The organism is Williamsia sp. Y844 (assembly GCF_056786475.1).
Genome location: NZ_JBXCJB010000001.1, coordinates 965,505 through 990,176, shown reverse-complemented (window position 1 = coordinate 990,176; position 24,672 = coordinate 965,505). Strand labels below are relative to the sequence as shown.

The 24,672-nt window shown below is 61.5% G+C and carries 19 protein-coding genes; 9 read left to right on the top strand and 10 right to left on the bottom strand.

From position 1 onward, the window contains the following. Positions 1 to 258: 258 nt before the first annotated feature. The 9 genes from AC1TQG_RS04345 (at position 259) to AC1TQG_RS04305 (ending at position 10,292) form a co-directional block, all read left to right on the top strand. Positions 259 to 1,326, top strand: a complete 1,068-nt coding sequence (locus AC1TQG_RS04345) for a Gfo/Idh/MocA family protein (protein ID WP_482135702.1) — start codon at positions 259 to 261, stop codon at positions 1,324 to 1,326. Continuing rightward, positions 1,323 to 2,315 carry an NAD-dependent epimerase/dehydratase family protein gene (locus tag AC1TQG_RS04340; protein WP_482135701.1) on the top strand — a complete coding sequence of 331 codons (993 nt, stop codon included), beginning with the start codon at positions 1,323 to 1,325 and terminating at the stop codon, positions 2,313 to 2,315. Before AC1TQG_RS04345 ends, AC1TQG_RS04340 begins: the two co-directional genes overlap by 4 nt. Next, a complete protein-coding gene (locus AC1TQG_RS04335) occupies positions 2,312 to 3,445 on the top strand; it encodes a DegT/DnrJ/EryC1/StrS family aminotransferase (RefSeq protein ID WP_482135700.1) in 1,134 nt (377 codons plus the stop codon). The genes AC1TQG_RS04340 and AC1TQG_RS04335 overlap by 4 nt, the downstream gene beginning before the upstream one ends. After that, entirely contained in the window at positions 3,445 to 4,092 is a 648-nt protein-coding gene (locus AC1TQG_RS04330) for a NeuD/PglB/VioB family sugar acetyltransferase (RefSeq protein WP_482135699.1), read from the top strand. The genes AC1TQG_RS04335 and AC1TQG_RS04330 overlap by 1 nt, the downstream gene beginning before the upstream one ends. Positions 4,093 to 4,130: 38 nt before the next feature. Beyond that, the gene (locus AC1TQG_RS04325; RefSeq protein WP_482135698.1) at positions 4,131 to 5,225 is read left to right on the top strand and encodes a DegT/DnrJ/EryC1/StrS family aminotransferase; all 1,095 of its coding nucleotides are present in this window, start codon (positions 4,131 to 4,133) and stop codon (positions 5,223 to 5,225) included. A gap of 55 nt (positions 5,226 to 5,280) precedes the next feature. Continuing rightward, complete coding sequence (locus AC1TQG_RS04320; protein ID WP_482135697.1) at positions 5,281 to 6,558, top strand: glycosyltransferase; 1,278 nt, start codon at positions 5,281 to 5,283, stop codon at positions 6,556 to 6,558. A 194-nt stretch (positions 6,559 to 6,752) separates the two neighbouring features. After that, positions 6,753 to 7,160 carry an acyltransferase gene (locus AC1TQG_RS04315; RefSeq protein WP_482135696.1) on the top strand — a complete coding sequence of 136 codons (408 nt, stop codon included), beginning with the start codon at positions 6,753 to 6,755 and terminating at the stop codon, positions 7,158 to 7,160. Beyond that, entirely contained in the window at positions 7,157 to 8,932 is a 1,776-nt protein-coding gene (locus AC1TQG_RS04310) for a glycosyltransferase family 2 protein (RefSeq protein ID WP_482135695.1), read from the top strand. The genes AC1TQG_RS04315 and AC1TQG_RS04310 overlap by 4 nt, the downstream gene beginning before the upstream one ends. Before the next feature lie 73 nt (positions 8,933 to 9,005). Beyond that, entirely contained in the window at positions 9,006 to 10,292 is a 1,287-nt protein-coding gene (locus AC1TQG_RS04305) for a hypothetical protein (protein WP_482135694.1), read from the top strand. A gap of 153 nt (positions 10,293 to 10,445) precedes the next feature. Here the strand turns inward: AC1TQG_RS04305 and AC1TQG_RS04300 are convergent, their stop codons facing one another. From AC1TQG_RS04300 to AC1TQG_RS04255, 10 genes are all read right to left on the bottom strand, one after another. After that, positions 10,446 to 11,762, bottom strand: a complete 1,317-nt coding sequence (locus AC1TQG_RS04300; RefSeq protein WP_482135693.1) for an O-antigen ligase family protein — start codon at positions 11,760 to 11,762, stop codon at positions 10,446 to 10,448. Beyond that, positions 11,759 to 12,622, bottom strand: a complete 864-nt coding sequence (locus tag AC1TQG_RS04295; protein WP_482135692.1) for a YveK family protein — start codon at positions 12,620 to 12,622, stop codon at positions 11,759 to 11,761. The genes AC1TQG_RS04300 and AC1TQG_RS04295 overlap by 4 nt, the downstream gene beginning before the upstream one ends. Before the next feature lie 22 nt (positions 12,623 to 12,644). Then, entirely contained in the window at positions 12,645 to 13,592 is a 948-nt protein-coding gene (locus AC1TQG_RS04290; protein WP_482135691.1) for a glycosyltransferase, read from the bottom strand. Then, complete coding sequence (locus AC1TQG_RS04285; RefSeq protein ID WP_482135690.1) at positions 13,589 to 14,815, bottom strand: rhamnosyltransferase WsaF family glycosyltransferase; 1,227 nt, start codon at positions 14,813 to 14,815, stop codon at positions 13,589 to 13,591. Before AC1TQG_RS04285 ends, AC1TQG_RS04290 begins: the two co-directional genes overlap by 4 nt. Beyond that, the gene (locus AC1TQG_RS04280) at positions 14,812 to 15,927 is read right to left on the bottom strand and encodes a glycosyltransferase family 2 protein (RefSeq protein WP_482135689.1); all 1,116 of its coding nucleotides are present in this window, start codon (positions 15,925 to 15,927) and stop codon (positions 14,812 to 14,814) included. Before AC1TQG_RS04280 ends, AC1TQG_RS04285 begins: the two co-directional genes overlap by 4 nt. A 44-nt stretch (positions 15,928 to 15,971) precedes the next feature. Beyond that, positions 15,972 to 17,420 carry a lipopolysaccharide biosynthesis protein gene (locus tag AC1TQG_RS04275; protein ID WP_482135688.1) on the bottom strand — a complete coding sequence of 483 codons (1,449 nt, stop codon included), beginning with the start codon at positions 17,418 to 17,420 and terminating at the stop codon, positions 15,972 to 15,974. Next, a complete protein-coding gene (locus AC1TQG_RS04270) occupies positions 17,417 to 18,646 on the bottom strand; it encodes a glycosyltransferase family 4 protein (protein WP_482135687.1) in 1,230 nt (409 codons plus the stop codon). Before AC1TQG_RS04270 ends, AC1TQG_RS04275 begins: the two co-directional genes overlap by 4 nt. A 663-nt stretch (positions 18,647 to 19,309) precedes the next feature. Beyond that, the gene (locus tag AC1TQG_RS04265) at positions 19,310 to 20,944 is read right to left on the bottom strand and encodes a polysaccharide deacetylase family protein (RefSeq protein ID WP_482135686.1); all 1,635 of its coding nucleotides are present in this window, start codon (positions 20,942 to 20,944) and stop codon (positions 19,310 to 19,312) included. Between the two features lie 100 nt (positions 20,945 to 21,044). Next, complete coding sequence (locus tag AC1TQG_RS04260) at positions 21,045 to 22,553, bottom strand: glycosyltransferase family 2 protein (RefSeq protein ID WP_482135685.1); 1,509 nt, start codon at positions 22,551 to 22,553, stop codon at positions 21,045 to 21,047. 4 nt (positions 22,554 to 22,557) lie between these two features. Then, on the bottom strand, positions 22,558 to 23,838 hold the full coding sequence (locus AC1TQG_RS04255) for a nucleotide sugar dehydrogenase (RefSeq protein WP_482135684.1): 1,281 nt from the start codon (positions 23,836 to 23,838) through the stop codon (positions 22,558 to 22,560). Positions 23,839 to 24,672: the final 834 nt, after the last annotated feature.

Here is a 24,672-nt window from a genome sequence, read left to right as displayed (position 1 = left end):
CTTTGGTAGCTGCTTCTCCAGGTGTTCAAGTTGAAATTCAATCATTCTGCCTACAAAAGTTACGTGCACTAATCATAAGAAGGATCGTCTGAACGTATTCAGTTTCGAATCTGGCTCGCGGTTCTTGCAATACCCGACGCATAATCGGGGTTGCGATCCCAAAGTTCGCGACCGGGTGACGGAGAGACTCCGCCCCGGTCGAGCGTGCACGTCGGCTGCTTCGGTGGTCGCCCCGCGCGTTCTACCAAGGAGCAATCGATGACGAAACAACTCGGCGTGGCAGTGGTCGGTGCCGGATACTGGGGCCCGAACCTGGTGCGCAACTTTCGGGCATCACCGGATTGGGATCTTGTCGCCGTGTGTGACCTGGACGAACAGCGTGCTCGCGCGGTGATCGGTCCGCGGTCGACGGTGGTGGCGGAGTCGTCGTTCGAGCGACTCCTGGAGCGGGATGACATCGACGCCGTCGCGATCGCGACGCCGGCCCAGACCCATGCATCGCTGGCGATGGCCGCGATCGAAGCCGGCAAACATGTGTTGGTGGAGAAGCCGCTGGCTCCCAGTGTGGTCGAAGCGGGATTGATGGTGGAGGCAGCTCGCGAAGCGGACCGGGTCCTGATGATCGACCACACTTATTGCTACACGCCTGCGGTGCAGTACATCGCTCAGGCCGTGCGGTCGGGCACGCTCGGCAACATCATGTACATCGACTCGACTCGAATCAACCTGGGGCTGGTACAGCCCGATGTTGATGTCTTCTGGGATCTGGCGCCGCATGACCTGTCGATCCTCGACTTCATTCTGCCTGGCGGTCTCAACCCTGTTGAGGTGAGTGCCACCGGAGCTGATCCGCTTCGGGTCGGCAACGCATGTGTCGGTCACATCTCACTGACCATGATCGATGGATCGACAGCCCACATCAACGTCAACTGGTTGTCGCCCACCAAGATTCGGCAGATGGTCATCGGAGGCAGTCATCGGACCGTTGTGTGGGATGATCTCGACGCACAACGCCGCGTAGCTGTTCATGACAGGGGTGTCGACCTGGCCTTCGGCCGATCCGAGGACGAACGGCAGGCGGCGCGGGTCTCGTATCGCTTGGGAGACATCACGGTTCCGGCGCTCACCGAGAAAGAAGCACTCGCGACGATGGTGGGAGAGTTTGCCGACGCGATCAGATCTGGGCGCACGGCCCGGACTGACGGCGCGGCAGGCCTGCGGGTGCTGTCGGTCCTCGAAGCGGTCTCGGAAAGCCTGGCTGCCCGTGGTCGCCCGATCACGCCGCGTCACTACGACAACGCGCTTGCCTACCGGAGCGCATCATGACGGCATTGCAGGGCGCATCGGTCCTGGTGACCGGCGGGGCCGGCACGATCGGCTCGACCATCGTCGACCAGTTGTTGGATCAAGGTGTGGATCGGGTTGTGGTTCTCGACAACCTGGTTCGCGGTCGGGAAGCGAATCTGTCTGTAGCCCTGGATGATCCGCGCACCGAGTTGGTGGTAGGCGATCTCCGCGACCGTGACCTGGTGAACGATCTGACCAAGGGGTCCGACCTGGTGTTCCACCAAGCTGCGATCCGGATCACCCAGTGCGCCGAAGAGCCGCGGCTTGCGCTTGATGTGCTGGTCAACGGGACTTTCACGGTTCTCGAAGCGGCGGCTGCACACGGTGTGGACAAGGTGATCGCGGCGTCATCCGCCTCGGTGTACGGAATGGCAGAGCAGTTCCCGACAGGCGAACGCCACCATCACCACAACAACGACACGTTCTACGGCGCTGCCAAGAGTTTCAACGAAGGCATGCTCCGCAGCTTTCGGGCCATGTACGGGATGAGGTACGTCGCGCTGCGGTACTTCAATGTGTACGGGCCGCGGATGGACGTGCATGGTCTGTACACCGAGGTCCTCGTCCGCTGGATGGAGAGAATCGCGGATGGTCTTCCACCGCTGATCTTCGGTGACGGATCGCAGACGATGGACTTTGCGTACACCGAGGACATCGCTCGTGCGAATGTCCTGGCCGCCCTCAGTGATATCGATGAGGGCGTCTACAACATCGCCAGCGGTGTCGAGACCTCACTGCTGGAGCTGGCCGATTCGCTGTTGCGCGCCATGAACTCCCCGTTGTCTGTCGAGCACGGTCCGGAGCGGGCCGTGAACGGGGTGGCACGGCGACTCGCCGACGTTACCGCGGCCCGGCGTGACCTCGGGTTCAGTACGGAAGTCGGTGTTGAAGACGGACTACGTGCGCTGGTGCGGTGGTGGGAACCTCAACGCGAGAGCATTGCGGCCGGCAGAGTGGTGGCCTCATGACCGCCGTGACCAGGCTCAACGTGATGCAGCCCTACCTCGGTGAGGAAGAGATCGCGGCGGTGACCGAGGTCCTCGAATCCGGATGGGTTGCGCAAGGCCCCCGGGTCGCGGAGTTCGAGACCCGCTTCGCTGCGGCGGTCGATTCCCGCAATGCCGTCGCGGTATCGAGTTGCACTGCGGCCCTGCATCTGTCGATGGTGGTGGCAGGTGTGCAGCCCGGCGACGACGTGGTGGTGCCGTCATTCTCATTTGTCGCGACTGCAAATGCGCCTACGTACGTCGGCGCCAACCCGGTGTTTGCCGACGTCGATCCGATCACCGGCAATGTGACCCCCGCGACCATCAAAGCCGCATTGACACCGGCAACCACCGCAGTGATCGCTGTTGATCAGGGTGGCATACCCGCCGACATTGCCGCCATCAAAGCGCTGTGTGAACCACGCGGTATCACGGTGATCGAGGATGCGGCGTGTGGTGCGGGTTCGCGCCTGCGTAACCGCTCGGTGGGTGTGCACGCCGACATCGCGGTGTGGTCGTTTCATCCGCGCAAACTGCTCACCACCGGTGAAGGTGGCATGTTGACCACAAACCGGCCGGACTGGGCCGACCGCGCCCGGAAGCTGCGCGAGCATGCGATGAGTGTCAGTGCAACACAACGTCATCAGAGCGTGCTGGCTCCGGCAGAGCAGTACCTCGAGGTCGGCTTCAACTACCGGATGACCGACCTGCAGGCCGCGGTCGGCATCGTGCAACTGGGCCGGCTCGGCGAGACGGTGACCCGCCGACGTGTCATGGCGGGGATGTACCAAGATGCGCTCGCTGATATAGCCGGTGTGCGCTGCGTGGCCGACCCCGCCGGCGGGCGATCGAACTTTCAATCGTTCTGGATCGAAGTCGGTGTCGGGCATCGCAACTCCCGTGATGAACTACTCGGTGAACTCGCAACGGCGGGAATCTCGGCCCGCAGGGGAATCATGGCCGCGCACCGTCAGCCGGCGCATGCGTGGCGTGATCACGCTGATCTGACAGTCACCGAACGGTTGACCGACACCACGCTCATCTTGCCCCTGTTCCACCAGATGACCTCTGACGACCTGTTCCGGGTCGTGGATGTGATCAGGGGGACCTGATGCGATCGGTGATCCTGGTCGGTGCAGGCGGTCTTGCCAGGGAAGTGATTGCGCTGCTCGAAGGTTCGGCAGAGTACAAGCCGATCGGTCTGCTGGACGACAATCCGGTTCTGCACGGTACTGACATGGGCGGCCTGTCCGTGCTCGGCGGGATCGACTCGGCCGGTGAGCATGACGATTCCGACTTCTTGGTGTGTACCGGATCGGGTCGGTCGCGCAGGCGCATAGTGGAGCGGCTGTTTCGCCTGGGAATCAACAGCGCGCGGTATGCCACCGTTGTCGCCCCGGATGTTCGGGTCCCTTCGGATTCCACAGTCGGTACAGGGGCCATCCTCCTGGCAGGCACGGTGCTCACCGCCTCGGTGTCGATAGGGCGCCACGCTGTGCTGATGCCACATGTGGTCTGCACACACGACAACCAGGTCGGTGACTTCGGGACACTCTGTGCCGGAGTAACTCTCGGCGGATCTGTGGTGGTGGGAGAAGCGGCGTATCTGGGTATGAACAGCGCCGTGAAACAAAACGTCCGGGTAGGGGCGTGTGCGGTTCTGGGTATGGGCTCGGTGTTGCTGACCGACCTACCTGACGACGAGGTCTGGGCGGGCAATCCCGCACATCCCATCAATCATGGAGACAGCAGGGAATGACAATAGAGCGACTTGCCCCTCGTACCGTAGTGCCCTTTGTGGATCTCGTGTCGCAGTTCGACGACGTCGCCGCCGAGGTGATGCCCCAGCTCCAGGACCTGCTGCAGAGCGCCGGGTATATCGGTGGCAGACCGGTGGCAGATTTCGAGTCGGCATACGCCGCGTTCTCCGGTGCGCGCCATTGCGTCGGAGTCGGCAATGGCACCGATGCCATCGAGATCGCGCTGCGCGCAGCTGGAGTCGGTTCGGGTGATGAGGTGATCCTGCCCACCAACTCGTTCATCGCGACGGCAGAGGCCGTGAGCCGAACCGGTGCGACACCGGTACTCGTCGATGTCGACCCGCAATACCTGCTGATCGATCCGGAGCAGGTTGAGGCGGCGATCACCACGCGCACTCGCGCAATCATCCCGGTCCATCTGTTCGGACAGAGTGCGCCCGTTGAAAAGCTCGTTGACATGGCGGCCAGGCACGATGTGGCGATCATCGAGGATGCGGCGCAATCGCAGGGCGCAAGTCGAAACGGGGTGCCGGCCGGAACCACCGGGATCGCTGCCGGGACCAGCTTTTACCCTGGCAAAAACCTCGGGGCAGCCGGTGATGCGGGTGCGGTTCTGACCAATGACGAATCAGTAGCGGACCGCGTCAGAACCATCGCGGCCCACGGGAGCCGGCAAAAGTACGTGCACGATGTGATCGGTTTGAACTCCAGACTTGACGCCGTCCAGGCTCTGGTCTTGGGCGCAAAGCTCGGACATCTGGAGCGTTGGAATAAACTGCGGCGCAACGCAGCCGACCACTACGGAGAGCTTCTCGCAGGAGTTGAGGGCGTGCGCGTGCCGACTTCGGCCCCGGGCAACGTGGATGTGTGGCACCTGTACGTGGTGCGGGTGGACAGTCGTGACCGGGTACTCGAGAGGCTCGGGGCCGCGGGGATCGGAGCGGGCATCCACTACCCGACACCGATTCATCTGACCGGGGCGTACGGAGCGGGTCACCGAGTCGGACAGTTCCCGGTCAGTGAGCAGGCGGCCCGCGAAATCCTCTCGCTACCTTTGTTTCCGCACATCACGACCGCTCAGCAAGAGTGCGTTGCGGACTGTCTCGGGCTGATAGTCGGCGGCACCCGGTGAGGCGGCCCTTTGCGCCGCATGTCCGGCGTGGGAACCGTCGTCGAGGGTGAATCGAATGCGAATACTGGTCTATCCCAAAAATCTCCGCTCCGGAGATAGTCAGCGAAGCGCTGTCGAACTGGGAGGGGCATTGGCTGCCGTCGGGCATTCGGTCACGGTAATCGGTTGCCCCGGGATGTTGGTCGAACGGGTTCGCGAGCTCGATGTTGAGCTGGTCCTGATGCCTTGTGGTCAGGAGAAGAGCACCCTTCAATCGATTCTACGGTTACGGAAAGTCATCCGGGAGCGGTCGATTGATGTCGTCCACGCTTTCGAGTGGGAGGCAATATCTGAAGCATTCATCGCCGCCAATCTGAGCCGCCGAGAGGTGGCAGTGGTCGGCACGATCCATTCGAGAGGTTCGTCTCCGATCTTGCCGCACACGGCTCCACTCCTGATGGGAGCAAGGAGCGCGGCGGCGGAGAAGCGTATCGCAGGATTCACACGGGTGGGTGTCCTGGAGCCGTGGGTGGACACGGCGGAGAATGCGCCCGGACTGCCTGCAGCCACCGGAAACTTCCTGGAGCGCAGTCATATCGACAGTGACGGATTGCTCGTGGCGCTGGTGACACCGCTCGACAATGAGCGGTCCATCACCAGCCTGATGACGGTGATCGAGACTGTTGGAGACATAGCTGCGGAAGGCATATCCGTGCAACTGCTGGTGATCGGAGAAGGTGCACTACTCGGGTCGGCTTCGGTACGCGCGGCTGAGTTCAACCTGCGGTCCGGACGCGAAGTGGTTGTCGTGGCGGGGGAGTTGCTCGATCGCCGAGTTGCATATGCGGCTGCCGACGTGGTGGTGGCCTCTGGCAGTTCCTTGGCGCACGGCATGGCCTTTGGGAAACCAGTTGTCATCGCAGGCGAACGCGGCTTCTTCATGCCGTTGAGTCATGCGACCATCGACGAATTCTCGTGGAGTGGATGGTATGGCGTCGGTAGCGGAACGCGCCTTGGCAAAACCGAACTCCTCACGGCCCTGGAACCGCTACTCGAGAGTGCGCGACTTCGTGAGTATCGGGGCACGTATTCACGCGAAGTGGTGGCGGCCTACGGGTTGGATGAAGCAGTTCAGCGGCAACTCCAGGAGTACCTTGACGCCCTGAACACCAAGGTCGGCCGATTTGCGAGGTTTGTCGACGTATGTCGTGTGGGTGCTGCCCTGTTGGTTCACCGCGGTTTCCGCTTGCGCCCGGCATCAGTTAGCCGCACACCTCCGTCCCGGCCGAACAAGCCCCGGGTCGCTAGCGCACGCCCCGACCACACTGCGAAAGCGCGGTGTGAACACTTATGAAGGCGATCGATATGACAGTCGTCAGTGACAGACGCGTACAGATCCACCCTCAGGCGCTGTGTGAAAGTAGCGATGTTGGTGCGGGGACGAGGGTCTGGGCATTCGCGCACATTCTGAGCGAGGCGCGGGTCGGCCGTGACTGCAATGTCTGCGACCACGCCTACATCGAGTCCGGTGCGGTCGTGGGAGATCGTGTGACCGTCAAGAACCGAGTCCTCATCTTTGCCGGCGTGACCATCGAGGACGATGTCTTCCTCGGGCCTGCAGTGGTTTTCACCAATGATCTGCGTCCACGCGCTCACATCAAACGTGGCGACGAAGCATTGGAGTCAACCCGGGTACGGCGCGGAGCGACGTTGGGCGCGGGTGTTGTCGTGGTGTGCGGAACAACAATTGGTGAGCACGCCTTTGTCGGGGCCGGCGCTGTTGTTGTCGCAGATGTACCGGCGCATGGATTTATAGTCGGGAATCCGGGCAGGCGAATCGGATGGGCGTGCATGTGTGGGCAACGCCTGCCTGATGATCTGACCTGCGGTGACTGCGGACGCACCTATAGACACAACGGGGATGTGCTCGAACCAACCGGGGATTCTGCATCATGACTGATGTCGGTGAATTTATCGGTGCCGAAGGACCTGCAGACGTCGCAGTGGTTGTGGTGACCTACAACAGCGCCGACGACATTGGCGGGTTACTCGCCGACCTTCGGTGCGAAGCTCGGAAGAACTCGATCCGAGTGGTCGTGGTCGACAACGATTCATCCGACCGCACTGTGGAACTCGTGTCAACACACGGCGACGTGATCTTGATTTCTGCCGGTGCCAACATCGGATACGCAGGTGGCATCAATGTCGCGCGCAGACACGTCGGTGATTGTCATGCGATTCTCGTCCTGAACCCAGATCTGCGGGTACAGCCGGGTGCGGTCGCGGTGATGCTCGATGCACTCGACGACAGCCATGCGGGTGTGATCATCCCGCGAATCGTCGATGAAGACGGCGAGACCTACCCGTCGTTGCGTGCCGAGCCGACTGTTCGGAACGCATTGGGAGACGCCGTATTCGGACGTCACCTCGCCCGTCGACCTGCGTGGATGTCAGAGACGGTGTGGGATCCTGCGGAGTACGAGTACCCGCACCAGGCCGAGTGGGCGACAGGGGCGGCGCTGTTGATTCGTGCCGACCTTGATCGGGTCGTGGGGGACTGGGACGAGCGATACTTCCTCTACTCCGAAGAGGTCGACTTCCTTCGGCGGGTTCGAGAGGCCGGGTATGTGGTCTGGTTCGAGCCGGCTGCAGTGGTGGCACACCGCGGCGCGGGGTCGGGTAGTTCTTCTGCATTGTCAACACTGATGGCGGTCAACCGAGTTCGTTATTTCCGTAACCACCACGGCAGGTCGCACTCCGGATCGATCCGGGCGGCGGTCATCCTTGGCGAATTGTTGCGGTCGTACGATAGTGGCCACCGAACAACGCTGCGAGTTCTCTGTAACAGTGCCCGGTGGACCGAGTTGCCGAGCGCAGCGCCACTCCCGATTCGGACCGAAGGGGCTGGTCTGGGCGCGGTGATCGTGCCCGCACACAACGAGGCTGCCGTCATCGCGCGAACTCTCGAGCCACTGGCAGCAGCTGCTGTCGCCGGCTCAATCGAGCTCATCGTCGTGTGTAACGGGTGCACCGACGATACCGCGGAAGTCGCTGGTGCCTACGAGGGAGTCACGGTGGTGCAGACGGCCGAGGCGTCGAAGACCACTGCGCTGAACCTGGGGGATGCAACAGCGACCTTGTGGCCCCGCCTTTACCTGGATGCGGACACGCAAATCACCGTATCGGCTGTGGCACAGGTCTTTGACGTGCTCCGGTCAGGTTCTGTGCTGGCAGCTCGACCGTCTTCGAGATTTGATGTCGACGGTGCAGATGGAGTTGTGCGTTCGTACTATCGAGCCCGATCTCGGATCGCCTGGTTCCGCACGGCATTGTGGGGTGCGGGTGCCTACGGGCTCAGTGAGGCCGGGCATCGCCGCATCGGTTCGTTCCCGGTTTTGACCGGCGACGATCTATGGGTGGACGCCCAGTTTGCGGCGCACGAGAAGACTGTCGTCGACACAGCACCGACCGCCGTTGTCGTTCCGCGCGACCGCCGAAGTTTGCTGCACATGCTGAAGCGGGTTTACCGGGGTAAGGCCGAGGTCGAAGCGGCTCGTGGGGCAGGCCGCACCTTGGGTGAGCTATCCGGTTCCATCAGGGGGCCGGTATCGGCCTGGGATGCAGGAACTTACGTCTGTCTCACCCTGGTTGCCCGAAGCGGGACCTCACGTACGACAAGCACATCCTGGGAGCGTGACGACAGCAGTCGGCAGGTGACCCCCGTTTGATGCAGCTCGAATTGCAAAGTACACATGCGTCGAATTGCGGCGTTCCTCCAGATCTTCATGATTGGCACTCACCATGGTTTCTTTTCACCTTCGCATCACCCAACTTCTGATCATTGCAGCCCTGACAGTTGTCGGTGTGGGTGCCTGCGATGCTGCCGGCGCGGGCAGCAGTGATGAAAAGACCGAAGGGATAGGGAGTTTGGAGCGTGTTCCGTGGGAAGGGGGCCCAGCCTATTACGAGCAGTTCGAGAACGCATCGGATTGGACGAACCCTGATTTCTTTCCGGTCGGAATCTGGCACGGATCATTTGACGACAGGGCGCAGGTCCAGTGGGACAAAGACCTTGGATTCAACTTCTACACCGGGGGACTGTGGGAGAAGTCCGACTTCTCGACGCTTGAGGCCACCGACATGTATTGGGTTGGCGGACAGGTGAACAGCGGGTTCGATCGAAAATCCAAGAATTGGCCCGGTATCGTGACAGACGACGAGATCGACGGACGATATGAAGACCCGGCAGAAGGTCAGGCTCTCTTGCAAGGTGTCGTCGACGAATACGGGGGTAAGGGGCAATTCCTGTATGGCAACTACACCCAACTGGTGGTGGGGGCCGACTTGCCGGTTTCCGATCAGGAGAAGTACGTCAACAACTATTCGGACGTCGTGAGCCTGGACATGTACTTCTATACGATCCCGTTCTGTGACTGGCCGGAATACCGCGGCGACATCTACGTGAACCCGATTCCCAAGGACACGTGTCGGACGGCTTCGAGTTATGGTCGAATGGTCGATTCACTACGACAGCGCGATGCAGTGGACGGCCGGTTGCAACAGACTTGGAGCTTCTTGGAGGTCGTGTCAGGTGCAGGCGGCGAAGACTCGTTCACTGGTTACATCACTCCCGACCAACTCAAGGGTGCAGCGATGTCGTCGGTGATCAATGAGGCGCGCGGGCTCGTGTGGTTCCCGCAGTCTTTTGCCGGCAACTGTAAGACCTCACAGTCGATCAGGGAGGCGCAACTCCAGGGTGCGGCGTTCTGTGGATACGAACAGGTCATGGCAGTGGGTGAGGTGAACAACTTCGTCGCTTCGCTTGCGCCGGTGTTGAATACGCAGAGCTACAAGTGGGATGCGGGTGAGGGGACCGATACCATGCTCAAAGTCCACGACGGCTACGCCTATCTGTTCGCGATGACCGACGGTGAGGCGGGAACACAGAGTTTCACCGTCCCGGACGGGCTCGCGAGCTCCGTTGAAGTAGTCGGTGAGGATCGAAACATCTCGATCACCGGCGGGCGTTTCGAAGACGAGTTCCCGCTGGAATCGAGCTATCACGTGTACAAGATCGCTCTGGCATAGAGCTCGTTCGGCGACACAGAGGAAGACCGGTCTCACACGACCGGTCTTCCTCTGTGGTCGGGATGGCTTCTGGATCCTGCCGTTGGGGCCAAATGTGACGTTGAGGGTCCCGGCACACCACCACACGTTGATGGTGTGCGGTCAGAGGCCCGTTCAGGGAGTGGCTTTGGCGCTGCTGTTCGACCTACTGGCCCACAGCAATCCGTAAAGTATGAACAAGATGAAGGTCGACTGCTGGAATGTGAACATGTCGAACGTCGCAGACGAAGCGAGCAGTCCGACGACTGACGCTCCGATCGCGTAGACCTGATCTCGCTCTTTTCTGTCTGTCGTCGTGCGGAGCCCGGTTGTGATTCCGATGACAGCGCCGATGGTGAGCAAGATCATCGCGGTCAGCCCAACAAGACCACCCTGCACCATTGCCTGCAACCATTGGTTGTCCAGGAACCGGTATTCGGTGGGTGGGTACGCCCCGAGTCCGAGCCCGAACCACGGATCCTTGTTGAACTGTTCAGCGACCGCGGCGTAGTCCTCGGTACGACTGAGAACGCTTGAATCAGTGCCTGACCCGGTGATCGTGGCGAACAATGAATTGAGCGGTCCAGGAAAGGCGATTTTGTAGAACAGCAGGATCCCGGTACCGGCGATCAGTGCGTTACCGAGAAGTCGCATGTTCATCGAGAATGCGTAGATCAGCACCGCAGCAATGATGGCGACCACTCCGGTTCTGGACACCGCCAGTGGGACCGCCATGAAGGCAAGGACGCAGGAGATCGTGCTCAGCTGGCGTCGAATCGGTGTCGTGGCGTACCGCGCGAAGTGCATGGCGAGCGGGACTGTGACGGCCGCGATGACCGCGAATTCGATTGCATGATCAGACGTTCCGAGCACCCGGACGGCATCCCCTCGTGCGTCGAGCCCGGCCGCTTCGAGATTGGACACGAATCCGGGTGGTACCAGGGCGAATCGAAAATCGAATGGCGTCGTCCCCTGCAGGACACCTACCGCGCACGCGAACGCGAGGCCTGACACCAGAGCACCAAGGACGATTGATCGGTCGCGGGCCGTGCGTACCGACTGGATGATGTAGAGGGCAATTCCGGCATCGGCGAGGGTGATCAAGGCTGTTCGTGTCTTGCTCGATTCGACCACCGCATTGCCGACTTCGAGTGAGCCGACGACATACGTGAGTAACTGCAGCAGTAGAAATCCCAGCATCAGCAGCGCTCCGGTATTCGGTGCTGCTGCGCCCCCCTTTCTGCTGCCCCGCGCCTTGATGAAACCGACCACGACAAGGGCCAGACAGATGTATGCCAGCAACCTCGCAGGGGATCCGTGCCCACGCAGTGGGCCGGGAATCACCGAGACGGAGGGGATTACGGGTACCACAACACACAGGATCGCCGGGATCCAGGGAATGGTGGTGTGTGCGCGCGACGTGTCTGTCCGTGCAGCGAGTTCAGCGGTCATCGGGAACGTGTGTCGGCGCGTACGAGCTCAACCTTCGCGGGTTCGTCTGCTAACTGATCGTGGCGGGGATCGGGATCGGGAACGGGATCGGGATGGCCGGATGTCTGGACGTTGCTCGGGTCGGGTTGGTCCGGCATCGGCGACTGGGCGTGGTCTTCGGGGGCACCGACCGGCGACCCGACACCTTCGTCTGTGGGTTCGGGCGAGTCCTCGGCGTCAGAGTCCTGTTCGGACCGCTTGCGATCCCGGGACCGCTTGATGATGACATCGGCGCCGACACCGAGCAGGACCGACAAACCTGCGCCGATGACAAAGATCGCCACGGTGTTCCGGGCTCGTCCGGGTTTGCGGGGCTCGGGCGCGGTGGGGGGACGAACTCGGTACGTTCTGGCCTGACTGACGGCGACGACACCGGCGTTGTCTTGGATTTGCTGCAGGGTCGTCGCCGCTTGCTGTGTCACTAGTTCCAGGGTTTTGTTGACTTCCTCTGGGTTCGGACCGGTGACGTCGACGGTGACGAGCGGTAGTTGGCCTCCTGGCACGGTGTAGACCGCTGTCACGTAGTCCGGTAGGCCGCCCTGCTCGCTGATTCCTGCGCGCACCAATTCGTCTTGAAGACCGAGTGCCACGAGATTTGAAACGAGACTGATACCGCCCGAGTCCATGAGTCCGTTTGCCGGTAGGCCGGCCTGCGGGCTGCCCGGGGCCACTGCCGGAGCGATACCGAGAACTGTCGTTCCGAAATATCGGGTTTCGACGGATACGTACGAGAAGCCGGCGAGGAGTACGGCCAGCAACAGCGCGGGCAGTGTCACATACCATCTGCGGGCGCATGCGCGACCAACATCGAAGAGATCCATTACTTCCCCTTGCCGAGAGCGATCATGATGAGATTTCCGCTTGCTTTGTGTGGTCGTGCCGAGACGACGGACGCACGCGGACCAAGACTCGTTCTGCCTTGTCGCGAGCAACATCCATTCCGCGATGACCGAAGAGTCGGACCGCGATTGCTTTGAGCGCCGCGCGTGCGCTCTCGTAGAGGGCCCGGGCCATGTTCTGAACCGTCAAGTCGTAAACGCGCGCGAGCATCGTCGGTTCGGGGATGTCATCGATGAGTCCTGGAAACTCTGTGGTGAACCCTGTCGGTGACACCAGACGCCCGCGGACTCGATTGCTGACATTGCGTCCGTGAATCACTTGCAACCATCCGGGGGCGCCGTCCAGTTCGATCAACGGCAGGTCAGCGGCCAGCAGATTGTGCCAATTGGACCAGCACCCCTGAGGCTGAACCCAGCTCTCGCTGACCGAACAGAAGGCGTTGTGACGATCCGTTCGGCGGTAGAGCTTCGCGTCTTTCCGAATGAGTCCGTTGGTCAAATAGATGGCACACCGGGCGCTGTCGTCCGGGGCTGACTGCAGCCTTGCGACGAAGTCGCGCGCGAGCCCGTCGTCGTTGTCGAGATTTGTCGTGATCACCAGATCGCCACTTCCGCCGGTGACGTGCGCGATGTCGGCGAACAGTTGCTCACGGTTCACGGTTGCCCGATAGATGGGCGTGAACAACTCCTTGGAGTTGACTTCACCGATCGCGTCGCGAAGCCACTGCGGTGTCTCCGGATCGAAATAGATGATCCATGAGAAGTTCTGGTTGGTCTGGTTGGCGACAGCGGGAAAGCAGTACCGGGTGAAGAGGTCCCACCGTTCGGTCAGCCAACCCTTTTCGAGTCTGATGCGCTGCTCGCGGCCTTCGGACGGAAGGTTGAAGCGGGTGAGCAGGACATGGTCGATCTTGCCGACGTGATTCACTTGGTTCCCGTTCAGATCGGTCATGCGTAGACCTCGCTCTCGACGATGGAGACCAGCTGGGATTTCGCCGACTTCCAGTTGTCTTGTCGGATGGTGGCCGCCGCGGCAGCGGCCTGTTCTTGTGGATCGGGCTCTGTGACAACGGCACTCAACTCATCGGCGATTGCCGATGGGGTGGGTGTCGCCCAGCGGACCGCAGTGCTCGGCATGTCGGCGCGTGCGTAGGGCGAATCGTTGACGACGGGAATCGCGCCGCAGGCGAGCATCTCTTCGACAACCAGTGAGATGTTGGTGAACGACATCGCGAGTCCACCGAGCGTCTCGTTGTACAGGTTTGCCAGCGCCCGTGGGCTGACCCGCGCGTGCTTCGTGATCGGGAAGGGCAGCGATTCGGGAATGTCGCCGAACACGTGAATGGCCTGTTCTGGATGCATTCGGTGAAACTGTTCGAGTGCGAGCATTGCCAGCGCCGTACCCCTGCGGGGGGTGTCGGGCCGGGCGTACAGCACGACACCAGTTCGGATATGTCCGCGGCCGAGCGAGTAAACCGAAGTGTCACAGCTGAATTCGAGCGTATCGGCGTGACAATGCTGCTGTAGCAGGTCGGCCACCATTCGCCCGACTGTGATGCATCGAAACCCGAATCGATAGGTGTCCTCTGCCAATGCAGATTCAGATCCTCGTGGGTAGAAGAACGGCTCGTAGTCCTGGACGAAGTAGAGGCGTGGACCAGGCGCGGCGCGCCCCCGGCGCGCCAAGACATGCGCTGTCTCCCAGGACGTCGCGACGTAGGCGTCGCAGCCTGTGACCCCGTCGGCGATATCGACCACAGTGGCGCGTATATCAGGCCAATGTCGCCGAATCACCGCCTCGTGGAACCCGATTGGAGTGCTACTTCGCTCGTAGAGGTAGATGACGCAATCGTGCCCCGCGGCCTCGAGCGCCTCGACCATACGAAAAATGGTGGTGTGGCCTCCCGAGCCACCGGAAGGCGGGCACATAACCCAGCCAATGGTCAAACGTGAGCCGGTGGCTGGTGGGACGTCGGGAAGTTGCCACATCACGGTGCGTGAATCGCACACGTCATCAGCGGCCAACGGGAATTCGAGTGACTTGGCACCGGTCGCGAGGTATGCGCGACGGGAGACACGACGTGCGATGTCCTGGAAGTCGCGCTGCTGAACCATGGTGGAGATCTGGGCCACTCGGCGGCGGACCGCGGTGGTTGTGTCGCTGTGGTTGCTCATACGCCGTACTTCTTCCATCTCAATGCGCGGTATTCGAAGACGACACCACGCGCGGCCCCGATCCCGGCGTAGGGCGTCCAGTGAACCGGCGCGAACCGCTGCAGGGCTTTTCGTCGTTGTAGACCACGCCACGCCGGGAGCTCGTCGAATCCAGGGAGCAGGGACGCAGCGTAGGTTTCGGCGATGGCGACGTTTTCGGGAATCGCCCGCCCTCGGTCGTAGGCGTGGCAGGCTTCTCGAAGTGCCGCGGTGGCGACCGCACGTCGCGAAATGGCTTGTAGCTCCACCATCTCGGGTTCTTCTCCCGTGGCATCCTCGAAGAGGGCGTCGAAAGCCACCTGCTGGGCACGCCATTGATCGACAGGTCCCGACAACGCGCGCGAGAGGCTGTCCGGGTGCTCGCGGTGCCAGGCCTGGTCGGCGCCGTCGACATGTCCGACGTCGGAGACCGAGGCAATCCGTAGCCACATCTCCATGTCATGGGTGTGTGGCAGATTCTTTTGGCCTCCGACCTTGTCAACCACCGAGGCTCGCATGAGGGCCTCCGGTGAGGTGATCACGTTCAGTCCGGTCTGACAACGATCTCGGAGCCACATTCGCCCAGGCCAGACTGTCCAAGAACGGACTGTCGAGACATGGACGGGCATACTCCCGGGCGGGATGCTGATCGGTCTGCCCCAACTACGACCATGTCGATCACTTGACAGCACCTCGGTGAAGTGGACCGGGTGTCCGTAGACAATCCCAACTGACGGAAACGCATTCGCCAGTGCAACTGACCTGGACAGTGATCCGGGGGTGAGCATGTCGTCGGCGTCGAGCCGGACGATGTATTCGCCGGACACCGCTTCCAGCCCGTCATTGAACGTGGCCACCGGACCACGATTGTGCGCATGGTGCAGTACTCGCACAGCGGGGTTGGATGCAGCCAATGACCTTGCAACAGAGAGGCTGTCGTCTGTCGATGCGTCATCGACGATGATGACTTCGACATCTACCTCCTGCTGGTCGAGTGCGCTTGCGACGGCAAAGGGCAGAAAGCGTGCGTAGTTGTAGCAGGGAATGACTACGGAGACGCGCGTGAATCGCTGCTGGGAAACTTCCGGTTTCACACGCCGGCGGTGTGTGAGTGCGTCCGCTGACTGCACTGGTCGGTTCATGACAATGCCCCCGCACTCGAACGCCACGTCTGTAGGACCCAGCGATGGATGAAAATCACGTAGATGAGCACAAACGCCAAACCGCCGATGGACATCGCCAAGAAGGGGCTGTCGATGCGATCTGAGACATATTGTGCGACAAACCAACTCGGAATAGCGGCCAGGATCGGGGGGATGAGCGCTCGGGCCACGGCACGCACGTCCGCCCCGATTTGGTTGGCGGCGAACAAGTAGGCAGGTAGGACGAAGACTATTCCGGTCGCGATGTGCGCATACGCGGCACCTTCGATGCCGCCGTAGTGGACGCCCATGATCACAGCCGGTATCAAGGTGATCATCCACAGGACCTGAACCCAGAAGACCGGCCGGGCGGCACCTCGGGCCATGAGGTAGGTCGCCATCATGTCGAAGAGAACGCGCAGTGATCCGAAGAAGCCAAGTGCTGCCAGAACTCCGGCGGACGGTAGCCAGCGACCGCCATAGAGGAACTCGATCAGTGGGATGGACAAAGCGGCCAACAATGCTCCTGCGGGGACACCTGCCGCCCATGCGAACGTCGTGGCAGTCGCCAGGCTGTGATCTCTACTCGCTGTGCGGCCGTCGTCTTCCTCGTTGCGCAGGGCGATCTGTGAGAACGCCGGCAACGAAACGGATCGGACGGCTTGACCTATCGCGCTCATCGGCCAGCTCGCGATGTTGAAAGCCAGCACGTAGAAGCCCAGGGCTTCCTCGCCCGAGATGCGAGCGATTGCGAGATTGTCGATGTTCAGCAGGGCCCACGAGAGCAGGTTTGCAGCGGCGACCGGGATCCCGAAACGTAGCGCTGGGCCGGCTTCGGAACGATCGAAACCGAACTTCGGTCGGGTTCGAGAGAGTATGAACAGCGCGATTGTCGAACAAATCTGGGCTGATATCCGCCCGATCGCGAGTGACATGGGGCCTATGCCGAGCAGGACGAGAACAACTGTGATCGAGGTGCCCACCACGAAGTCGAGTGCGCTCGCCCCGAACAATTTCTTCTGTTCGAAGTTACGTTGCAGCGTTGCGGTGGGCACCAGGCTTGCACCGGAGATGAGTAGCGTCAAGGACATCACCATGACGACGGGCCCCGCGCTCGGCGACTTGAAGATATCTGCAATCGCGTTGCCGGCGAGTGCCATGGAACCGGCAAGCACCGCTCCGACGACAAGGCCCAGCGTCGCGGCCGTTGGAGCCCTGCGCGCGGGATCGCGGGTTCGGATCAGGTCTGCTGTCAGTCCGAGGTCGACCAGCGTTATGAGTATGGTCTGGACGGTCAGCGCGACGGCATAGACGCCGAACTCCTCAGGAGAGAGGAGACGCGCGAGTGCGATACCGAGCACGAGGCTGCCCATGCGCAGGGTCATCGCACTTGCGGTGCTCCAGATCAGGCCGCGCCGGATCGACTGGCCAAGGCCGGTACTCACGACACGGCCTGTCGGTCGAGTGTCTGTGTGGCGTGCTTGTGGGTCGGGCTCGTTCCAACTCTTTGTCGCCACGCGAGAACGGCCTTGAACTTGGCCACTTCACGCGCGGTTCTGCGGACTTCGAGTCTGATCTGGGTGCGACCGGGCTTGTTCTCCATCGCTGATTCGTAGATGGACAGTTGTCGTTCGATCGCGCTTCGGAGGCTGAACCGCGAGGTAACAACGGTCCGACCGAAGGCGCCGAGTGACTCGCGCTCAGATTGATCGGAAAGCAATCGCTCGAGCGCGTCGTTGAGATCGACTTCGCCCCTTCCGCCATGTCCGAACCAACCGGTCTGCAGAAAGGTCTCGAGGGTCTCGGGCTCGAGAACCTTCCAGAATCCCGACGCACCTTGAACGATCAACGGCTTGCTGAAAGACATGCCCTTGAGTGCGGAGCTACCCATGCCGATGACGATGTCCGCGGCGGCATATCCCGGTCGAGGATCGAGTACGCCTCCTGTCACGACAACGACGGGGCGGACATGGCCCTGGTTGACTGTCTCGGCGTGAGCGCGAACCGCTGCGAGACCTTCGCCGTCACCGATGATCAGTAGTCGGATCGGATAGCGTTCTGCGAGTTTGCCGATGACGGCAACAGATTGCAGCACGCCCTCCAGTTTGGTGAGGTCGGTGGTCAATCGGCAGACCACAGCGACGACGATGTCGGCCTTTTCGAAGCCAAACTTCGCACGGGTGATGTCGGTGTCGGCACCGGAGCGATTGGAGTCGGTATCGATTGGGGGTTCGATCAGGTGCGTTTGCTCCCGACGGCCTTGTTGACCGAGGAGGAGCTCCCGCGTGCCGACGATCATCGGTGTATGGCGCGGCAGAAAATCTGGGACATCCATTGACAGGATGGTGGTCACCATCGGCGTCGACCGGGTGCGATGAGGACCGAGGCAGATGTCAACGGCAGCTCCCCACTCGTAGCCGTGGAGCACATCGAAACCTTCGGCGATCACCAACTCATCCAGGCGTCTCATGTTCTTGATGGAGGGCCATCGACCAGTGGTCGGTGCTCTGACCAACGTGAAATCCATGGATTCGGCCAATGGGTAGAGATCGCCGTCCGGTGCGAACACGGTCACGTCGTGGCCGGCCTTGGACACGCCGTCGGCCAGCTCCAGTGCGTTGAGTTGGCTTCCACCGATCTCCATGAGGTGTGGATAGACGAGAACTTTCATTCGGTCCTCGTCTTAGTGGGGATCGTGGGGCTGGGTCTTGGACAACCGAAGCGGGGTTGGCGCAGGTCCGATCGCTGTGATCCCGATGGTCCGAACCATAGCTCTCCTTCTTGCGATGCCACTTTTTTCGTGCTCGCCAATTTCATCGTTAAATCGCTGCCAACGTTAACCGTTTCAGTTAGTGCAAACGAGATTCGAACAGACGATGACCCAATGATTCGCAACTGATTTCGGGTATCGAGCTGTATTCAATAGGACTCGCTGGTTCGAGTGATTGGGCTGAACACGACGAGGGTGGGGTGGCGGTCGATGTCTTCCAGAGTTGCTGTGGCACATACCCGTTGGTTTTGAGTCTCCTTGGATACCTCCGAGTTCGGCGTCTGCGAACCTTAATTAGGTAGCCTCGGTAATGATGTTGCTTAAGTTCTTATATGAACGTGACACTCGTTGTTCGACTCCGGTCGATGCGGTGGAAGTTCAAGTGTTCGGACTACCGCTTTTCAAATCAATTTCGGTGCGTCAGATTCTGTAGACAAGTTCGAATCAGACAATTTCGCATACGTCGTTCAGTGCGTCGTGTGCACGCGTGTTCGACAGCGCGGAGCTCGAAGGGTGAAACTGATCGTCACGTGCAATCCGGTTGTAGGGAATCGGCGACTGGTGCTATTGGCGCGGTGTCAGCTGGGAGATCCGCACGTCGGTCCACGCCGCAAAGGGCTGTGCTGAGGTGTTGCGACTGCCGATGACGCTGAAGCCGCCCCGTCCATCGTCGGATGGGACCGTCGCAACACGGTTGCCGTCAACCCAGACGATTGTCTCCCGCGCCGACACTGTGATTCGGACAAAGTGCGTATTGCCGGCCTGCAGTGTCTGGGCGTCGACCACGCGTTCGGCGCTGTCGGTGATCGTGGCCCGGTCGGGACCGACCATCAGACGGACCGACTGATCGGGGCCGGATCCGGTCCGGACCCGCAGACCGACGGAGCTGCGTTGGTCGAGGTCGATGGCCGTCGCCGTGAGTGTGTAGTCGGTCCACTGGTCGGTCCGCTGCGCCGCCCACAGTGCTTCGGTGTAGGTGAGTGTGTCGGCATCGAACCGGACAATGCCGGCGGGCAGTTCGTTGTCATGGATCGGACCCCGGTAGTGACGCCCGGGTTCGAGCCAGCTGTCATCGACCGCGACCGGATCCATCGGCGCCACGGGGAGCGTCTGCGCTGAGCGAAGACGCTCGAACAGGGCGCGGGCCGACTCACCGCGCGTGACCTCGAGGCGTTCGAGCGGGGTCGCCTGTTGGGAGGAGACCGGCGCCGGCGCGATGGCGTGACCGTGGTTGGTGAACGCGGCGACGTAGTGGGCTGCGAAGACTTGCGATGAGATCCCCACGGCGTCGTTTGCTATCCGAGAACTCGGCGCCGAGAACGGATAGGAGAACAATGTCGGCGCAGACAATCCGTGGTCGGCGAACTGTGCGTCGGATGCGTTGATGTCGTCGCGCATCCGCTCGCCGAAGTGTTCACCGGTTTCGACTTGGCCGTTCTGGGTCTCGAGAGCTGCCATGGCGGGAAGTTGCTGCCCCTCGACGGACGTGCGGTAGTGGAGGCTGTCTGTGTGGGATTGGAAGGACCACCGGCCGGAGTCGCGCATTCGATCGACCTGTTGCCAGGTCAGGTAGTACGGGCGTTTGGTGCTGACCGATGCTGTGATGAGGAAGCTGATAGCGGTGAAGCCGTTGTCTTGCAGGATGGTGTCGGCATACTTGTACAGGCCGGACGTGCCATCGTCGAACGTGATTACCACCGACTGTTCCGGCGGTGTGTAGACGCCCTGGAGGTAGTCGCTGTATTGCGAGCCGGCCAATGTGCGATAGCCGGCATCGCGCAGCATCTTCATCTGCGAGGCAAAGGCTTCGGGACTGATCACATATCGTCCGGCCTCGGGGTCGGGGCTGATGTCGTGGTAAGTCAGGACGATGGGGGCGGCGCCGAAGCCGGACTCTCCACGCGCCGCGTTCTCTGCTGCCCACCCGCTGAACGCCTGGGTGTCTTCGGTGTTGAATGCCGGTGCGGCAGTGTCCTCCCGGGAGCCGAGGTAGGTCTGCCACCACCACAGGCCGACGGCAGCGGCCACCAATGACAGCACGATCACCACTGCAAGTACCCGAAGTCCGACCGCCGAGAGACGTTGGCCCACATGGCCTCGCCGAGCGGCCGGTCCGAGTTCGGGCATGAGCGCGGCTCCGCGGGATCGGGTGATCGCCGCCCGCTCGTGTGCTTCGGGGTTCCGATCCAGCAACTTCATAGCAGCGTGCCCCGGCTCAAGACAAAGACGTACACAACGAGGGCGAGAACAACAAACGCGACGGTGAGGATGGCGCGCAGGAGCTTTCGGGACTTCAGACTCACAGTGACCTCGACCAGATGCTGCGACGAATCGTCAGCAATGAGTAGGGGAGTAGCCAGGACAGACAGAGCGTAGAGATGAGCCCCATCAATGGGCGGTAGCGCCAGCGCGTCGAATTGGGATTGTCGATTGCAAAGGCGAGTGCCCACGCGCAGCCCTTGATGAAGATGCCTGCCAGGTACAGGGCTGTGAGCAACCACAGACCGTTGATCGGCGCCCAGATCATGTGCCGAATCGCCATCAGCGGGGCAGCGGCAACCCACAGTGCATGGCCGTAATAAAGGATCGAGGCCTGAATACCGCGCCGCCACATGAATGTTCCCGAGAAGCACAGGTTGCGGATGAAGCTCTTCTTCCAGCGCACCTGCTGCTTGAAGAAGGCCTTCGTGGACTCGGGTACCACCGTCCAGACCTTGGCGGATCGGACGTACCCCACCCGCCACTTGCGTTCGGGATAGTCGACATCGGTGACGAAAGAAGAGTCGGGGTACTGACTCTTGAGTGCCTGCCCACGCCACTTTTGACCGAGTACGTAACCGGTGAGCTGGCGGTCGGTGGCGAATTTGAACTCACCACCGAGGAAGCGGTCATTTGCCCACGCCGGCAGGTAGTTCCAGATGGCGTCGCGCCGGAAGACGGCCAGGGGTCCGGACACGCATGTCACGGATCCGACCGACGCCTCGGCCGCCTTGACAACCCGGAAGGATCCCTCGTACCACGTGTCCTGGATCTTGGTCAGGAGTGTCGAGTCGGCGTTGAGTGCACGCGCATGTCCGGAGACAGCACCGAGATCTGCCTCGGATACCAGCGCCGCGACGCAGCGCCGCAGGGCATCTGGTGCCAGGACGCAGTCGGAGTCGGTGAATCCGATGACGTCGCCGCGCGCGACTTCGGCGCCACGGACCAGTGCGTTCTTCTTACCGACGTTCTGCTCGAGTTCGATCAGGGTGAAGTCCAACTCGGTTCTCAGTTGCCGAAGGATCTCAGTGGTGCCATCGGTGGACGCGTCGTCGACGACGATGACCTCGAGGTCCGGATAGTCCGATTCGACCATCGACCGTACGCACCGTTCGATGACGTCCCGCTCATCCTTGATCGCGACCAGGAAGCTCACCGTAGGAACCGCGTCGAGCGGTGGAAAGCTCAAGGGTGCAACGTGGTTGGAGTGCCGGGACTCGGCCGGATCCTCGTAGCGGGCATACGCGAGAGTGAAGGCGTAGATCGTCGACGACAACACGAAGAACCCATAGAGCATGATCCACGGGTCGAAGACGATCTCAGGGAACTGGCGCGCGAGCAGCGCAAACAGCGGGGTGAGAGCGATGACCGCGATGAGCATCTTGGTGGCCCGACGGACGTGGGGGTCCCAGTTGTCGAACCAGCGATGAGTCGCTCGTGGTGCGCCCCAACGTTCTGCGTCGATTTGAGCGGCAGAGCCGTCCGGTGGCGCCCACGTTTGTCCTGACCCGGTCCGGGGAGTGGACCGAGTCGAATGATCGAGGACCATCGCTTCAGTGCACGTCCGCGATGAGGCGCGGCTGGGATCGGTAGGTGACATCGAGTACGTGCGGTCGGCCGTTCGCCTCGGAATGAGCCGTCCACCAGTCGGTCTCACCGGGGTGAATGGTGTGGACGAGGATCAGATCGGACGATTCGGCGGCTTCGACGGATGACGGTGGGATCCGTTGCCCATCGATCGTGACCGACGGGACAAACGCATCGGAGTACGTCACGAGTGCGCCGGCGCGGATCATGTCGGCCATGATCTCCAGGGCCGGTGACTCGCGAACGTCGGCCACGCCAGGTTTGTAGGCCACCCCGACGATGTGCACGCGCGCGCCCTTGAGCGGTTTGCCCAGGTCGGCAAGTCGGGTCCGCACCTTGTTCACGATTGCTGCCGGACGCTGAACGATGCCTGCCATCGCCGCTTCGGTGATCGGGGCGCTGTGGCGGCCGCGCCGCAACTGCCAGAGCAGGTAGTGCGGATCGCAGGGGATGCAATGCCCGCCGACGCCGGGGCCCGGGGTGAACTTCATGAAGCCGTAGGGCTTGGTCGCGGCGGCATCGATGACCTCGGTAATCGGCAGTCCCAGCGATTCGGCGGCTTCGGCGAACTCGTTGACGAAGGCGATGTTGACTGCGCGGAAGGTGTTTTCGAGAAGCTTGGCCATCTCCGCGACCTCGGGGGACGACACCTCGTGAAGCCTGGCCGCGGTCGAGGAGAGCACTTCGGACGCGCGATGGGTGCACGCGGGGGTGACCCCACCGATGACGCGGGGGGTGGCGGTCGGTTCGTGTCCGACGACGCCCGGGTCGATCCGTTCGGGCGAGAACGCAACAAAGATGTCGTCGCCGACGGTCATGCCGCGGTCGCTCAGCGGGCCGACCAGCAGTTCACGGGTGCAGCCGACATAGGTTGTGGAGGTCAGAACGATGGTCTGACCTGGGTGGGCCTGGGCGACGACGGTGCTACAAGCAGCGTGCAGGGCTGACAGATCGGGAGCTTGGCTCTCGTCGACAGGAGTGGGGACGCAAACGATCACGGTGTCGGCGTCCCGGAGCCGGTCAGCGTCCAAGGTGAGTTCGAGGTGCCCGGACCCTACGTCAGTGCGCAGGCGCGCCAGGTCGTCCTGGGGGAGGTCGACGTCAGCCGCTGCAATGTTCGTCAGACGCTGCACCGCGACGTCGAAACCGACAACACGATGCCCGGCGGCCACCAATGACATTGCTGTGGGCAGGCCCACATAACCGAGACCGACGACGGCAACAATGTCTTTCCTGGGGTAATCCACTTTTTGAATTCCTTTCAGCGCCACGCCGAGGCATGCGCATTCCAGCGCTGATCTCTAGCGATATTTTGGTGGGTTCGTTGTTGCTCTTCACGTGCCGATCCCAGGGGGAACGACGAAGTGGGAGCGCGGATCTCGGATATTTCTCCCGAAATCAAGTCTGCTGGCCGGCGCGCTTTTCTGCGCCCCTGCACACCACCAGACAGTACCGTGTACTGCAGCTTTACTTGCCATTGATGCGCATGATTTCAGGCAGGTGAAGCTGTTTGGGCTACGTCTGGTTGGGACTTTGGTCCCTAACTAAAAGAATGTAAATCGAGTTTCTATATTCTCGAATTATTGCAGCATTTGCGAGTATTAGATTCAATACTGATCGTTAGAGTCAATGTTTGATGATCTTTAGATTCATATATCCCCGGCGGCCCCGCCTTCGCGGGTAGGAAATTAGCCACCTTGACGATCGCCATTCAATTTGTGTGAATTGGATCACTCGAACTGTGACTGCGGGCGAATGGGCGCCACTCCAGACATCCGCAAGTTCTTCGGGAAGGGTTCTGATGGCCACACCCGTCCCGGGGCGGGACCTCTTCGGGCACGCAGGGAATTGCGACTTCTTCGAGATCGATGGCCATCGCCGCCACGGGGGAGCGTCTGCGTTGAGCGAAGACGCTCGAATGGTGCACGGGACGATTCACCGCGAGTGGCGTCTAGCCGCTCCAGCGGGTTCGCGTGGGGGAGGTGACTGGCGTAGGGCGGGCCTGTAGGAGGCTGCCGATGGTGTCGTGGCCAATATCAAATTGGCGGTCGCGCGACGGAGGCGGCGGTCGGACCCGGAAA

Bases quoted from the DNA above. Each gene is read 5' to 3' on its own strand.
- AC1TQG_RS04320 (WP_482135697.1), top strand. From the start codon at position 5,281: ATGCGAATACTGGTCTATCCCAAAAATCTCCGCTCCGGAGATAGTCAG.
- AC1TQG_RS04260 (WP_482135685.1), bottom strand. From the start codon at position 22,553: ATGGTCCTCGATCATTCGACTCGGTCCACTCCCCGGACCGGGTCAGGA.
- AC1TQG_RS04345 (WP_482135702.1), top strand. From the start codon at position 259: ATGACGAAACAACTCGGCGTGGCAGTGGTCGGTGCCGGATACTGGGGC.
- AC1TQG_RS04300 (WP_482135693.1), bottom strand. From the start codon at position 11,762: ATGACCGCTGAACTCGCTGCACGGACAGACACGTCGCGCGCACACACC.
- AC1TQG_RS04305 (WP_482135694.1), top strand. From the start codon at position 9,006: ATGGTTTCTTTTCACCTTCGCATCACCCAACTTCTGATCATTGCAGCC.
- AC1TQG_RS04340 (WP_482135701.1), top strand. From the start codon at position 1,323: ATGACGGCATTGCAGGGCGCATCGGTCCTGGTGACCGGCGGGGCCGGC.
- AC1TQG_RS04310 (WP_482135695.1), top strand. From the start codon at position 7,157: ATGACTGATGTCGGTGAATTTATCGGTGCCGAAGGACCTGCAGACGTC.
- AC1TQG_RS04285 (WP_482135690.1), bottom strand. From the start codon at position 14,815: ATGAGCAACCACAGCGACACAACCACCGCGGTCCGCCGCCGAGTGGCC.
- AC1TQG_RS04335 (WP_482135700.1), top strand. From the start codon at position 2,312: ATGACCGCCGTGACCAGGCTCAACGTGATGCAGCCCTACCTCGGTGAG.
- AC1TQG_RS04265 (WP_482135686.1), bottom strand. From the start codon at position 20,944: ATGAAGTTGCTGGATCGGAACCCCGAAGCACACGAGCGGGCGGCGATC.
- AC1TQG_RS04330 (WP_482135699.1), top strand. From the start codon at position 3,445: ATGCGATCGGTGATCCTGGTCGGTGCAGGCGGTCTTGCCAGGGAAGTG.
- AC1TQG_RS04270 (WP_482135687.1), bottom strand. From the start codon at position 18,646: ATGAAAGTTCTCGTCTATCCACACCTCATGGAGATCGGTGGAAGCCAA.
- AC1TQG_RS04290 (WP_482135691.1), bottom strand. From the start codon at position 13,592: ATGACCGATCTGAACGGGAACCAAGTGAATCACGTCGGCAAGATCGAC.
- AC1TQG_RS04295 (WP_482135692.1), bottom strand. From the start codon at position 12,622: ATGGATCTCTTCGATGTTGGTCGCGCATGCGCCCGCAGATGGTATGTG.